Genomic DNA, 13,183 nt, shown 5'->3' with positions numbered 1-13,183 from the left:
AATTGGAGTTGTCTTTTATTTTTTTTGATATACACAATACTATCCTGATACAAAAACATCAAGATTCTTACAACCACAGAAAAAGTAGGATTTCTAATAAGAGAGATCCTACTTTATTTCCTCATATTCCGTCATTATTTGTATGAAACGTGTTTTTCTTTATCTCTAACATTTGCATAAACATAGTAGCTGTTATTACGCCACTTTTCCATTTAGAATAAGTCTCTTCTATCATATGCATTTGTTGTTTGCTTAAGGTTGAAAGGTTCACCTGAGGACGTCCTAAATTAGCTACTACACCAATCCCTTCTGCTCGTCGCTGATGGATTTTTTTACGCTCTTGATCTACAAACATAGGAAAGCAAAGATAAAAATTGATTTTCAATCAACCGACCCATGTCACCCATCTCACGAAACTTACGGCTATCGAATAAAGTTTCATTTTCTAACAGGGGTATGTATAGCAATGGAACAGGATAAAGTAACAAGCATTAGTGTACATAAAATAACTATTTTATGTACACTAATATACGAAATAACCCTTAAAATGAATGTCCGCTAGTGTTTGTTGCGTGATTTTGTTCCATTGCTACACACACCATATACGTCAATGATTATTATAAAGAAATAGCGAGCTAAATGTCTTTTCTTTACCTTGACATTTATTACAAAAAATGTTATTATTGAAATGAATTATTTTTGTTCGGTGTAAAGGATTTGTAACTTTTCACCTTTATGATCACTGAGAGCAAGGATAGTATTACATTGTGTGTGTTTACACACTAGGAGGCAATACAAATGGAAAAAGGTAATGTAAAATGGTTTAATGGCGAAAAAGGCTTCGGATTCATCGAACGTGAAGGTGGAGACGATGTATTCGTTCATTTCTCAGCGATTCAAGGCGAAGGTTACAAAACTTTAGAAGAAGGTCAAGCAGTGACTTTTGATTTGGAGCAAGGTCAACGTGGACCTCAAGCTTCAAACGTACGTAAAGCTTCTTAATTTTACAAAGCAGGGAAGGCAGGCTCTTTTATGGGAGTCTGCTTTTCTTTTTTCTGTGAAACAAAGAACCCCCTCTCGTAAAGGACATGAACACAGTAAATCAAATGGTAAACCAGGTCTAGCATATACTTACGGATTATCCTAATTTAATTTTTGAGCTACTCAACTTTATAAGCCTTTTTTCTAGCATAAAAGTACCCTCTAAATGGAAATTCTCTTTCTCTACAGTTAGTTATTTTGAGAAGTCAGCTCATTTTTTGTTTTTGGGGTGTTTACATTCCTTACATTGATGTGCATGGGGTACCACCCACATTTTAACGAAAATATACGCTAAGTAAATTTCGTCATAAAAGAAGCCGATTTTTCTGCTCTAAGAAATTTCCGGATCTAATTCGTTATAAGTTAGTTACTACTTAGTTTTCTTCATATTCTTTCACTATTTTATAAAAAGTATTTTTCTTCAGTTCTAATAGCTCCATAAACTTAACTCCTGTTATTTCTCAATTTTTCCACTTTGGGTAAGTTTCTTCTATTATAAATAGTTGCTTTGTGCTTAATGTTGAAAAGTTAAGTTGAGAACGTCCTAAGTGCTTTCCTTGAGATTTAGCTACAGCAATCCCTTCTGCTTGTCGCTGATGGATTTTTTTCCGCTCTTGTTCTGCAACATAGGAAAGCAAAAATAAAAATTGATCTTCCATTAATCGGCCCATATCGCCCATCTCACGAAATTTCCGACTATCAAACAGGGTTTCATTTTCTAAAACTACGATATCGGCTTGTAATTCTCTTGTTATATACTTCCATTCTGAAATTACCTCATCATAATTGCGGCCCATACGATCTAAGGCATCTATATATACAATGTCACCTGTACTTAATATCTTTCTTAATAATTGATATTGAGGGCGATCAAAATGTCGTCCACTTGCTTTATCGGCAAAAATGCGTCGAGCTTCCATTCCTCGTTCCATCATCTTATGTAATTGACGTTGTTCATTTTGATCTTTTGTACTTACACGTATATATTCATAAATATTTGTTTAGGCCGTCAAACATTATGCTAACAAAACCAAAAAAACCAATTCCCGTGTAATGGAATTGGTTTTTTTGTGCAATTCAGTCAATACAGCAACTTGAACCCACATTTTCAAATGTAGTCTTATTAATCTTACCATAATTTTGAAATTCTTAAACAAAAAATCTAAATCTCTAGTAAGTTGCGCGAATCCACTGCATTTTCATCAAGAAAGCTGGAGTATAACAATAATTAAGTTCATACTAGCATGAACAACAAATGATACTAGTAACCTATTAGTACGCACATATACTACAGCAAGCACAAACCCAATTAAAAAATATCCAAATATAAATGGAAAATCAAAATGCATGATAGAAAAGAACAATGAGCTTATTAGTATGCTCCAAGTTTGCTTAAACTTAGAAATTAAAATGTTTATGGCCGCATAACGAAAAACAAACTCTTCTACTAAAGGTGCAAGAAGAACAATTGAAACAAGTGCAACAGGAGATATTGCTGCAGCAGCGACTGTACTAGACGCATTTGCTGATTGCGTAGTTAACTGAAATACACTCTTATCTAACACACTACCAACCATCTGCGCAAGAAATACTACTATGATCCCAACTAAAATCTATACAAATGAATTTCTTGATAATTTAATCGATAACTTGGGATCGTTCATTAGTTCTTTACTATATATAAGAAAAATGATTATTAATGTAAGTGAAAATCCAATTAGTTCCCAATGCACAAGAAGTTGTTGGATTGCTTGCTGTTGGTTTCCCTGAATATCATACCAACCTGTCTTCGCTAACAATTGTACACCTATTATCCCTACAAATTGTGTCATAACAAAATAAATCAAAATGACGAAACCCGATTTATATCTAATACCACTACTCATATTCTTAATTCCATCCTCCACTTTTATTATGTTTTCGCTACTGCTGATTGTAGTTGCAATAAGTTCAAAAATACTTTTATAAGTGTTTTTGTATTTTTCGTAACCTTTTTTAAAAAATTTCATAGTCTATACTGGGCGGGATGATAATACACACATACACCTACTTTATTCGGTCAACTCTACACACTCCGAGAAAGAGCGTTGTTCAATAGCGCTCTTTTTTACTTACCAAAAAATATCCGTCCATAAGTTAAGAGTATTTCTTTCATTATTATTTTTACAAACGCTATGCTAACAGTATTTCTAACATATATTTCTCAATACCTAGCACCTAGAAATTAATCGACTTCATTGATACTTTATTAGTAATCATTGTTTTCCTCTTATGCACTTTTGTAGAAGGGCCTGTTCTCTATTTCGTGTCCTTTTAATTTTTTATCGTTTTCCGACAGAAGACTCCTTCCTCAAAAATGTGAAGGTGTAAAACACCAATTTTAGGTGGGAGATGAATGTCGGTTGTCATAAGCCAACATGTTTACTACCATATACTTGTACAGATTGCTCTTTGAAAACTGAAGATATGAGGTTGGTTGCAGAAAAACGTTGCAACCGTAAAATCTTCAACGTTCTATCGCCCCACGCTTGCCGAAGTTGCGAAAATCAAGCTAAAGTAGGAAGTGTGGTGAATCAACGTACAAGATACTTATGTTTTCACCATAGGGACTACGGGCAGAGCCTGCTAAGATAACCGGTGGATACATCGGTGTTCGCAGGAATCTCCCACTTTAAAAAGTCCGTAAGGACGTTAAGTGGTGAGTAGTTCAATATAGATACATTTACCTTCTCCAAAGAAATTACGGGTGTCCCATTAGCTACCATAATGAGCACAACATTGTCTTGTATACTTGGATTTGAAGCCCCAAAGTATCTGCATTACTTGTTTGCCTTCCTAATATATAAGCTAGGATACATTGAAATATAACAAATTATTTGTATAATATATTTTATTAATCGATATCATATTACTATAGAACCGCTTATATCAAGAAAAGACTCCTAATAATTCCTTAGCGTAAGCTAAGCCAAATTTTTATAAAGAAAAAACCGATTCCCCTAAATATTAAGGGCATCGGCTTTTGTTCATATTCTTTTACTTAATCAATTTCTGACATAAAACTTATAATAATAAAATTAATTTCACTAACTAGAAAAGGGTTCATACTGTACATTTTAAAATAGCAATTAAGCGCTAATATTTGTGTTATGCACTGTTTCACCTTTATGGGAAACGTAACTGTGTGCTATCATTCCTAGCATTATTACAAACATGCCACACCAAGATAAAATAGAGGGGAATGAAGAATGTAATAAGATTAGTTCTCCGATAACAGCAAAAAGCACCTCCATAGATTGTGTTGCTTCAACAGTTGCAAGTTTCTGCATATCTCCTTTAACCATATCAGTAGCTTTAAAAAACAAGATAGTTGCAATTACACCAGAGCAAATAGCAACTAAAATAGATTGCATAGTTTGCTCCTTACTAGGTATTCCTGCTGTAAAAAGACCGTACAAGGATAGTAAAAACCAAAATGGTAAGCTAGCTAATGTCATTCCAAGGACCCGTTGATAAGCATCTAGACGATCTCCACAAACCTCCATCATCTTACGATTCCCGAGTGGATAAGCAAAAGAAGCTACAATAACAGGGATAATACCTAACATAATGTCTTTTACAGCAAGCGATTTTGCTTGTTCCATTTGCATAAGGAAGATACCAAGAAGAATAATCAATGACATACCCATACCCTTCATTGGAATTTTTCCTCTTTTCTTAATAATTCCATCTGGTGTTTGAGAGGTTTGGATAAAAAGAGGAGCTAACAAAGATCCTGATATAATAGTAACTTGCCATGTCCCCGCAATAATCCATCCTGGTGCATGTGCAGCGGCAAAACATAATGGAGCATAAAATAGACCAAAACCTACAAAACTCCATAAAAACCATGCACTTAAATCCTCTCTCATAACTTGTAATAATACTTTTAATTTCTTTCGACTTATAACAAGAAGTAAAAGAAATGGAAGCATGAAAATAAACCTTAATGAAGCACTCCATATCCAGCTACCACCTGATAATTCCATTGCTCGATTTAATATAAATGTGAAAGCAAAAAAGAAAGCAGCACATATACCTAAAAAAATAGGGCGCAAATTTCTCACCTCAATCTGCCTCATAAGTCATTAATTTCTCAAGACTTAACCAATTTTGTTCTACAAGGTGCGCTGTTGTTTCTTTATCTTTATTTTTGCACGCCTCTATAATTTGCTGATGTTGTTCTACTGACTTTAGACCATTTATAGAAGTGAACTGAGAAATTTCGAGACGCTGAATCTTAGATATACTTCGTTCTAACGCACGAATGATTTCTGGATTTTCTGCCACATCTAAAAAAACATTGTGGAATAACTCGTCAGCTTCAATTGCTTTTATAATATCTTTTTTCTCAATAGATAATAGTAAAGCCTTATTACTGAACTCTAATTCTTGAATATCCGACTCTTTTAATAATGGTACTGCTAAACGAGCAGCTAACGAGTGTAAAACTGCTACCACAGTAAATGCGTGTTTCGCCTCCTCAATATTTAATGGTGCAACACGAGTAACTGAACCAGGAATAGATTCAACAAGTCCCTCATCCTCAAGACGCTTCAACGCCTCTCTAACTGGAGTACGGCTAATTCCAAATTCTTCTGCTAACTCTTTATCATTTAAACGTTGCTCCGGTTGCAGCTCTAATGTAACGATCGCTTTTTTCAAAGTTAGATATACTTCATCTCTAAATGACATACGTTTAATGGGTTTAATAATATCTTTTTTCATAAAACCAATATATCGGATATTGGTTTTATGGTCAACTGTAATTTTTCAATAAAATATACTCGATTATCAAATTCTAAAAACGATCATTTAGGGAACTCTATTTAGTGTTAACAAAACTCAAAGAAATACGCTCAAAAATATAAGGGATAACACCAATAAAACGCAAATTTCGTACGCTAAGAAGGAATCAGTTCTTTAATGTTAAAGTATTTGTAGTGGTCGAAAGAATATTATAAAAAAGGGATACTGAAAATTTAGATGCAATGGTTGAAACCATTGTAAAGCATCTTGATACTTTCTCGTGTTCAAATTGACACTACTAGATAAAAAAAATCCTGCATGTTTGAAACGTGCAGGATTTTTTTTATTCTTCGTTTTTCATAAAGTAAGAAACAAAACGGAGAATTTCAAGGTATAACCATACTAATGTCATCATGAGCCCTATTGCGCTATACCACTCCATATGTTTTGCTGCCCCACTACGTGCACCATTTTCAATCGAATCAAAATCCAGTAATAGATTTAATGTAGCAACGACAATCACAACGGCACTAATAATGAGACTGATTGTCCCACCTTGGTGAATGTAAGGAACAGTCAAAACAAAGGTGTTTAGTAAGAAGACAATCAAATACATAATTAAAATGCCAAGTGTTGCAGCTGTTAAAACAGTACGGAACTTTTCAGTTACTTTTATTATACGAGTAGCATATAATACTAACATTGCAAATAAAATCGAAATGGTTAATAATACAGCAGTTAAAAGAATAGAATTTCCAAAACGCATTGTATAATATGCAGAAATACTTCCTAGTACAATCCCTTTTACCACAGCATAAATCGGTGCACAAATTGGTGATATACGAGGGATAAATATAGCTAAAAATGCAACTACTATATTAACTATTGCTACTCCAATTAATACTGATGTTTTCATTGAACCTTGCATCATTTGTAAGTATGAATAGACAGATGCCGCAAGAAGTAAGATAAGCATAATAAATGTTTTTCCTATTGTTCCACCAATAGTCATCGTAGAAGCGTTTGTCTTCTCTTCATGAAATTTGTCTTTTTTTAACATTGGATTAGATGTTCTCATGTTTTCCTCCTAAAATATTTTTTACTTGTAAAGTGAATTTTTATATCTCTAATTTCTTATTGATAATGCGACCTGTAATCGCTACGAGTACAATTATTAACAAGCAATTAAAACATAGACCCAAAATAGTGAAATCTTCAATAGGATAAAATGATGTATCAAAAAAATTATTCTTATCCATGAACCCAGAGCTTTTAATAGTAATTTCATATTTCTCTAATTTACTTAACACATTCATTACCATTGTTTGTATTGTTGAAAAAATAGCAACGAAAATGATGAATAAAATTATTTTACTCATCCATGACTTCACTGGAAACAGCCGTATAATTGCCATGATAAAATAACAAGAAATAAGGATACTCATGAAATCGATTCCCCATAAAAGAAAAGCAAATATGTGTTGGAAGATTCCGTAACTATACAACTTGTGATATTCTTGTCGGAATTCTCCGGTTATTTCCCCACCATAAAGACTGGGATCATAACCAATTACTTTTCCATCATCAAGACTTTGTGAAAAATAATATGAAAAAATTAAGCCTATACCTAATAAAATAATAAACATTACTGTGAAAAATAATAAATTCGCATATATATATTTTTGGGTTGGGATGGCTGTATAACGAACCATAGAATTTTTTAATATTTTATTGAAAGAAGGCAGCGCTATTAAAAGAAGTAAAAATGCAGCTATACCAATTATCATCAGGAATATGATTAAGACTAAATCCTTTATAAACGGAGGTAGTACCCTTGAGAGTCCTATCGTACTAAATAAAAGAAGTAAAGAAAGAATAGTAAAACCAGAATAAAAGACAGCTATTTTTTTTCTATTGCACTTATATAAATAGAGAAAAAGTGGATTCATTACTCAAAAACCTCCTTAAACAACTCATGTACTGCTTTCCCTTGATGAAAACGGATTTCCTCTACATTTTCATGTAATACAATATTTCCTTCTTTTAAAAAGATTACCTCATCAAATATATTTTCGATTTCTTCTATTAAATGAGTTGAAATGAGAATGGTACAATCTTCTCGGTAAAATTTAAGAATTAAATCTAATACATGTTTTCTAGAAACAAGATCAATTCCACCCAATGGCTCATCTAATATATATAACCTTGCTTTCCTTGAGAAAGTTAAGATAAGTTGTAATTTTTCCACTTCACCTTTGGATAAAGCAACTATATGCTCTTCTAATGGCATTTTAAATTCAGTTATTAGTTCCATTGCTTGGTTTAAATCAAAATCAGGATAAAAATTACGGTAAAAAGCTACAGCATCTTTTATTGTCATCCACTCGTCAAAAACAGGACTATCAGGCATAAATGAAACAGTTTTCCTTGTTTCTACTCCTACCTTCTGACCTTCAATTGTGATAGTTCCTTTAGAAGGGTAACGCAAACCAGCAATCATTTTTAATAATGTCGTTTTTCCGCTACCATTATCACCAACAAGACCAATAATTTTCCCTTCAGAAATTGTTACACTTAAATCTTGAAGCACTGTTTTTAAGTTATATCTTTTCCACAGATTTTCAATTTTTAATAACTCTGTCATTCGTTTTCCTTCCTTTTCTTTTCTAATGAAGAATGGAGGATTGGAAGAATTTCTTCTTTCGTAAATCCTAAATTGTCCATTCCATTTATAAAATTATCAAGCAACTCTGTTGCCATTCCTTTGCGTAGTTCAGTAATCTTTTCTCCTTCACTCGTTACAAATCTCCCTGTTCCTCTTCGTGTCACAGCAAGACCTTCTCGTTCTAGCTCTTGAAATGTGCGTTGAATCGTATTTGGATTCACTTGTAATTCACTGGCTAGTTCACGTACAGCTGGGATTTTATCACCCGGTGCTAAACGACCTGTTACAATTTCCTTTTTTATGTATTCCATTACCTGAATATAAATCGGGATATTAGGAGAAAACTCACTTTCCATTTCTTCCCTCCTCAGTATTAGTGTACTAGACGAATAATACACTAATACTGATTTTGTGTAAATGGTAATTTTTTCGAAATATATATAATAAATAAAAGATGATATATTTAGTGAATTAGTGTAACCAAGTAAGCACCATAAACGACCGTTTATGGTGCTTTATTTACTTCTATCCAAATAAATAAAAATATTACGCAAACTCAGGTCCAAAACTCATTACAAAAAATATAAGAGTCCTAACATTTTAGTCATATATAATATGTTAGGACTCTTATATTTTGGGTTTCTTTGAATTTAGGTCTTGATAAAGTACGAAATCCGCGTTTTGTTGGCAGGATCCAATACACTACTCTATGGTATAATTATATCCATATATCTAATTTAAAGGATGATAATAATGTATTTATACACGAATAAGCAAAAAACAGTATCCCTTATAATAGCTTCATTTATTTTTTTTAGTCTTGTAGTAGCTGGTATATACAATTTTACAAAATCAAATTCCTTTTATGTAAATTTAGGAGGTTTAGTTCTTAATAGCTTCATGTTATTTTTAGCAGCTAGAGCTTTAATGAAGCAAATTAAAGTTTAAGTATACACAACGATACAATAATTTTAAGCTTACTTGAGGTATCGCCACATCACGATCTAATTAATAAAATTGAAATGGAGGATTCAGCATGAATAATCTAAAAGAATTCTTAAACAAAAATCTTTTTATCAAATATTCTCTCTATATAATATTAGGAGCTGGATTAATAAGAACAGGTTATGAATTTGGCTATTTCATTACAAACTTTATGCTATAAAACTATAAGTGGTGTTAATGAAAATAACACCACTTACCAATATATTTTCCATCATAGAACTTGAAACATAACAACTATTAAATTCATAATTGCATGTACAACAAATGATACTAGTAACCTATTAGTACGCACATATACTAAAGCCAGTATAACTCCAATTAAAAAATATCCAAATATAAATGGAAAATCAAAATGCATGATAGAAAAGAACAATGAGCTTATTAGTATGCTCCAAGTTTGCTTAAACTTAGAAATTAAAATGTTTATGGCCGCATAACGAAAAACAAACTCTTCTACTAAAGGTGCAAGAAGAACAATTGAAACAAGTGCAACAGGAGATATTGCTGCAGCAGCGACTGTATTAGACGTATTTGCTGATTGCGTAGTTAGCTGAAATACACTCTTATCTAACACACTACCAACCATCTGTGCAAGAAATACGAATATGATCCCAACTAAAATCCATATGAATGAATTTCTTGATAATTTAATCGATAACTTTGGATCATTTATTAATTCTTTACTATATATAAGAAAAATGATTATCAGCATAAGTGAAAACCCAATTAATTCCCAATGCACAAGAAGTTTTTGGATTGCTTGCTGTTGGTTTCCCTGAATATCATACCAGCCCGTCTTCGCTAGCAATTGTACACCTATAATTCCAACAAATTGAGTCATTATAAAATATATAAGTATGATATAACCTGATTTATGTATATTACTATTATTCATGTTTATGTATTTACCCTCCACTTTTTTTATTTAATTAACGATTTTGTTAAATTTTGCTCCATCCATTTTTTCTACGTCTTTCCGCTAAACACATTTGTCTAGAAAACCCTATATTATTAAACAGGGTTATCGACTCTTAACTTGAATTTTTTTACTTTTAATAATGTAACCACCTATAATGGAAATATATTTTTTTCAAGGGAGGAATCTAATGTATATATCAAACAGGATTGGCTTATTTAGCTGGATTGCAACTTGTCTATACTTTTTAATTGAACCTTTCTTTATTTTCACTTCTACAGCACCTTATAACTATTTGCGTCACGCAATGAGTGATCTAGGTGTAACAACCTGTGGAGAATTCACCTACGAAATAGCTCCGTATGAAATATGCTCTCCTAATCATTTTTGGATGAATTTACTCTTTGTTATTAATGGAATAACATTTTGTATTGGAGTACTATATATTTCACAACATCTAGAAAAAACAAGAATTAATAGAATAGCAACACTTTTTATACTTATAATAGGAATCTCCACTATAGTTTCAGGATTAATTCCTGCAGATGTAAACCTAATTGGACATTCTATTCTAGTTTGGATAGGTATGCTGACAGTATTTCCAGGACTATTTATTTTTGCTAAGAATCTTAAAAAAGCTAGAAAATGGACATATTTCTGTTTACTAAGCTTAATAGTAATAATAATCCTTATCTCACTTGTTTTTCTTTTCCCCTTACCTGCAGGTCTACTACAAAGACTTTTCTACTTGGTTCTTTTCGTTTGGGGAACTGTATCAACCTACAAATTAATAAAATAAAAAATTTGTTCACTTTTTTGATACATTTATGAAACATTCATATGTTATCTTCAATACGTTCTTTTCTCTTTATAATACCTTGTGAGATATACTCAGACCTGAAGCCCTAGACCCCCTAACTCTAGGGCTTCCCTATTTAAATAAGGATTTTGTTTAGTTTTATAACATCTCATTTGTGTAATATCTCAATTTTTTAACAACAGAACATTTAATAATGTTAAAATATAGAAGTAATTCATTTTATTACTAGGAGGAATCTCTATGTCTATGGGAACCTGGGCCGCAATTTTTATTGCTATATTTTGTGGAGTTATTTCTTCTAATAGCAAGTTGAAAAACTCCCATAATAAAAATGGATAAACACCCCACTGAAATGCTAGATATCTAGCATTTCAGCTACTAATCTCTCCCAAATAACTAATTTGTTGTAAAAACTTAACTTCAAAGTACCCTCTAAACTCTTCCAGAAAAACCACTTGCGTGCCACTACCTTTTTAATGTTATATATTAATTTAACAATTATAATTCCATAGATATGTATCAAACCTCATGCAACCTTCAAATGCTTTAATCCCATTTCAAGCGCACCAGTTCCACCAAATCCCTGATTAAATAATAGTGGGATATCATACTTCTTCGCGTATTCTTTGGCTACATCTATGGACACATGACCACATGTACCTTTTTGAATGACAATAACATCGAATTTTTTTTATAACACTTCTAAACGTTTTCTTTACGCCTCCATGATTTTTCCCATCATGGAAAATAACCTGACAGTCTCTTTTTTTTGGCCAACTTCTCTAACGTCTTTCCATTAGATCCACCTAAAACTAGAATTGTACTCATCCCCATTCACTCTCCTTATCTTTCTTCTTTATGTATGTACTTGGTGATGTTAATAACACAAGTGTACAAGCTACAATATTCATTAACACGAAACAAAATACTAATAAAATAACGAAAATCGGTGACAACAAGATAAGAATAAAGCCACTTACTACCAAACAGATAAAAATAAAGCCATTGCTCATGTCTTCGTAACCATCTAGTCCTTGTACAATATTCAAACTATGCATCCATACTGTGATACTATCCCAATTTTCTATTAACAGATAGCCACCACCCAACAGAAAAGCCCAGCCAAGCAACGTTCCTAATAATCCAGAATTTCGTCCTATATAATACCCCGAAACAAAATTCGCAGCTGTTCCAATTAACATCCTCATTTGTATTCCCCCATATCTATCTCATTTTAGCGTTATATGCAAATTTCATTTAACCATGGTTTTATTATATAAGAAAATTATGAATATTCAATAAATAATTTTAGGTACTCTTTATTTTTTTACAAAAGGGTTGTGTTTTTTCTTCCACAACCCTCATTTCCTTCTTAATCCACAGGTACTTCTTCTTGTCCATGTGGAATTTGTGCAATTGGTGTTACAATTTGTGCATATTTGTTTACCTGCACTTTAAATTGTCGTGGTTCTAAGAAGTTTACCTGTTGAATTAAAACTTCAATATGAAACGTATCTACTTTTTTCCCACGGTCAATTTTGGTAATTCGCGCATTGTAAAACTTATCCCCATTTAGGAAATATCGTTGTACAGCTTCTGTAGCAAGCATACGCTCATTGCTTGTCATTTTCATTGGTTCAATACCAAATCCAGCCTTTGTAAACAAATACGGGACATCATAACTACTATTAGAAATTTTTCGTAGCAAATCCTCTACTGTTTTTGTCTTTGCGATATATTCTTCCTCTTTTGTATCAAATCCCTTTGGCTTATCTCCAAGCATCTCGATTTCATCTTGATTGACCTGCTCTTCCTCTTGTACTTGAGATTTCATCATGTAACGATGAATAGTATTATAAGTAGCAACGCCTACTACTAACACAATAACCCCCAATATAACTAAGTACTTACGAGGCAGATTCGCTAACACATTCATGACTTTCTTCAT

The 13,183-nt window shown here is 32.5% G+C and carries 13 protein-coding genes and 4 pseudogenes; 4 read left to right on the top strand and 13 right to left on the bottom strand.

Annotated features, from left to right (window positions below):
• Positions 1-108: 108 nt before the first annotated feature.
• Positions 109-458: pseudogene (locus tag DN407_RS32335) on the bottom strand (recombinase family protein); the annotation flags it as partial.
• Positions 459-798: 340 nt separating this feature from the next.
• Between DN407_RS32335 and DN407_RS27635 the strand changes: the two are divergent.
• Positions 799-1,002, top strand: a complete 204-nt coding sequence (locus tag DN407_RS27635) for a cold-shock protein (protein ID WP_000410775.1) — start codon at positions 799-801, stop codon at positions 1,000-1,002.
• Between the two features lie 413 nt (positions 1,003-1,415).
• Here DN407_RS27635 and DN407_RS27630 read toward each other — a convergent pair.
• The 8 genes and pseudogenes from DN407_RS27630 to DN407_RS27590 all read right to left on the bottom strand — a co-directional run bounded on the left by DN407_RS27630 (position 1,416) and on the right by DN407_RS27590 (position 8,850).
• A pseudogene (locus DN407_RS27630) lies at positions 1,416-2,036 on the bottom strand (recombinase family protein).
• Positions 2,037-2,243: 207 nt separating this feature from the next.
• Positions 2,244-2,927: pseudogene (locus DN407_RS27625) on the bottom strand (CPBP family intramembrane glutamic endopeptidase).
• A gap of 1,242 nt (positions 2,928-4,169) precedes the next feature.
• Positions 4,170-5,162 (bottom strand): DMT family transporter, encoded by a 993-nt coding sequence (locus DN407_RS27615; RefSeq protein ID WP_149216829.1) that lies wholly within the window; start codon positions 5,160-5,162, stop codon positions 4,170-4,172.
• On the bottom strand, positions 5,149-5,808 hold the full coding sequence (locus tag DN407_RS27610; RefSeq protein WP_149216828.1) for a GntR family transcriptional regulator: 660 nt from the start codon (positions 5,806-5,808) through the stop codon (positions 5,149-5,151). The genes DN407_RS27615 and DN407_RS27610 overlap by 14 nt, the downstream gene beginning before the upstream one ends.
• Before the next feature lie 364 nt (positions 5,809-6,172).
• Positions 6,173-6,907, bottom strand: coding sequence for a Bax inhibitor-1/YccA family protein (locus DN407_RS27605; protein ID WP_149216827.1), 735 nt, complete (start codon positions 6,905-6,907; stop codon positions 6,173-6,175).
• Between the two features lie 40 nt (positions 6,908-6,947).
• Positions 6,948-7,778 carry an ABC transporter permease gene (locus DN407_RS27600; RefSeq protein WP_149216826.1) on the bottom strand — a complete coding sequence of 277 codons (831 nt, stop codon included), beginning with the start codon at positions 7,776-7,778 and terminating at the stop codon, positions 6,948-6,950.
• Positions 7,778-8,473, bottom strand: coding sequence for an ABC transporter ATP-binding protein (locus DN407_RS27595; RefSeq protein WP_149216825.1), 696 nt, complete (start codon positions 8,471-8,473; stop codon positions 7,778-7,780). Before DN407_RS27595 ends, DN407_RS27600 begins: the two co-directional genes overlap by 1 nt.
• Positions 8,470-8,850, bottom strand: a complete 381-nt coding sequence (locus DN407_RS27590; protein WP_149216824.1) for a GntR family transcriptional regulator — start codon at positions 8,848-8,850, stop codon at positions 8,470-8,472. The genes DN407_RS27595 and DN407_RS27590 overlap by 4 nt, the downstream gene beginning before the upstream one ends.
• 397 nt (positions 8,851-9,247) lie before the next feature.
• Here DN407_RS27590 and DN407_RS32330 point away from each other — a divergent pair, with 397 nt between their 5' ends.
• Complete coding sequence (locus tag DN407_RS32330) at positions 9,248-9,442, top strand: hypothetical protein (protein WP_149216823.1); 195 nt, start codon at positions 9,248-9,250, stop codon at positions 9,440-9,442.
• Between the two features lie 88 nt (positions 9,443-9,530).
• Complete coding sequence (locus DN407_RS32325; protein ID WP_002164303.1) at positions 9,531-9,659, top strand: hypothetical protein; 129 nt, start codon at positions 9,531-9,533, stop codon at positions 9,657-9,659.
• Positions 9,660-9,710: 51 nt separating this feature from the next.
• On the opposite strand, the gene DN407_RS27580 is transcribed toward DN407_RS32325, so the two are convergent.
• Entirely contained in the window at positions 9,711-10,394 is a 684-nt protein-coding gene (locus DN407_RS27580) for a CPBP family intramembrane glutamic endopeptidase (protein WP_149216822.1), read from the bottom strand.
• Between the two features lie 211 nt (positions 10,395-10,605).
• Here DN407_RS27580 and DN407_RS27575 point away from each other — a divergent pair, with 211 nt between their 5' ends.
• Positions 10,606-11,214 (top strand): DUF998 domain-containing protein, encoded by a 609-nt coding sequence (locus DN407_RS27575; protein WP_149216821.1) that lies wholly within the window; start codon positions 10,606-10,608, stop codon positions 11,212-11,214.
• Between the two features lie 547 nt (positions 11,215-11,761).
• Here DN407_RS27575 and DN407_RS27570 read toward each other — a convergent pair.
• The 3 genes and pseudogenes from DN407_RS27570 to DN407_RS27560 all read right to left on the bottom strand — a co-directional run bounded on the left by DN407_RS27570 (position 11,762) and on the right by DN407_RS27560 (position 13,183).
• Positions 11,762-12,063: pseudogene (locus DN407_RS27570) on the bottom strand (DUF2325 domain-containing protein).
• Positions 12,060-12,443: a hypothetical protein gene (locus DN407_RS27565; RefSeq protein ID WP_149216820.1), complete on the bottom strand. Its 384-nt coding sequence runs from the start codon at positions 12,441-12,443 to the stop codon at positions 12,060-12,062. Before DN407_RS27565 ends, DN407_RS27570 begins: the two are co-directional and overlap by 4 nt.
• 164 nt (positions 12,444-12,607) lie before the next feature.
• On the bottom strand, positions 12,608-13,183 hold the full coding sequence (locus tag DN407_RS27560) for a hypothetical protein (RefSeq protein ID WP_149216819.1): 576 nt from the start codon (positions 13,181-13,183) through the stop codon (positions 12,608-12,610).

The sequence above is a fragment of the Bacillus sp. JAS24-2 genome, from assembly GCF_008274905.1.
In the GTDB taxonomy this organism is placed as follows: Bacteria; Bacillota; Bacilli; order Bacillales; family Bacillaceae_G; genus Bacillus_A; species Bacillus_A cereus.
Note: the sequence above shows the minus strand (reverse complement) of the source record. Positions and strands in the feature narration are given on the sequence as shown.

Excerpts from the sequence above, each read along its gene's own strand:
- DN407_RS27635 (WP_000410775.1), top strand. The coding sequence starts at position 799 with ATGGAAAAAGGTAATGTAAAATGGTTTAATGGCGAAAAAGGCTTCGGA.
- DN407_RS27615 (WP_149216829.1), bottom strand. The coding sequence starts at position 5,162 with ATGAGGCAGATTGAGGTGAGAAATTTGCGCCCTATTTTTTTAGGTATA.
- DN407_RS27610 (WP_149216828.1), bottom strand. The coding sequence starts at position 5,808 with ATGAAAAAAGATATTATTAAACCCATTAAACGTATGTCATTTAGAGAT.
- DN407_RS27605 (WP_149216827.1), bottom strand. The coding sequence starts at position 6,907 with ATGAGAACATCTAATCCAATGTTAAAAAAAGACAAATTTCATGAAGAG.
- DN407_RS27600 (WP_149216826.1), bottom strand. The coding sequence starts at position 7,778 with ATGAATCCACTTTTTCTCTATTTATATAAGTGCAATAGAAAAAAAATA.
- DN407_RS27595 (WP_149216825.1), bottom strand. The coding sequence starts at position 8,473 with ATGACAGAGTTATTAAAAATTGAAAATCTGTGGAAAAGATATAACTTA.
- DN407_RS27590 (WP_149216824.1), bottom strand. The coding sequence starts at position 8,850 with ATGGAAAGTGAGTTTTCTCCTAATATCCCGATTTATATTCAGGTAATG.
- DN407_RS32330 (WP_149216823.1), top strand. The coding sequence starts at position 9,248 with ATGTATTTATACACGAATAAGCAAAAAACAGTATCCCTTATAATAGCT.
- DN407_RS32325 (WP_002164303.1), top strand. The coding sequence starts at position 9,531 with ATGAATAATCTAAAAGAATTCTTAAACAAAAATCTTTTTATCAAATAT.
- DN407_RS27580 (WP_149216822.1), bottom strand. The coding sequence starts at position 10,394 with ATGAATAATAGTAATATACATAAATCAGGTTATATCATACTTATATAT.
- DN407_RS27575 (WP_149216821.1), top strand. The coding sequence starts at position 10,606 with ATGTATATATCAAACAGGATTGGCTTATTTAGCTGGATTGCAACTTGT.
- DN407_RS27565 (WP_149216820.1), bottom strand. The coding sequence starts at position 12,443 with ATGAGGATGTTAATTGGAACAGCTGCGAATTTTGTTTCGGGGTATTAT.
- DN407_RS27560 (WP_149216819.1), bottom strand. The coding sequence starts at position 13,183 with ATGAAGAAAGTCATGAATGTGTTAGCGAATCTGCCTCGTAAGTACTTA.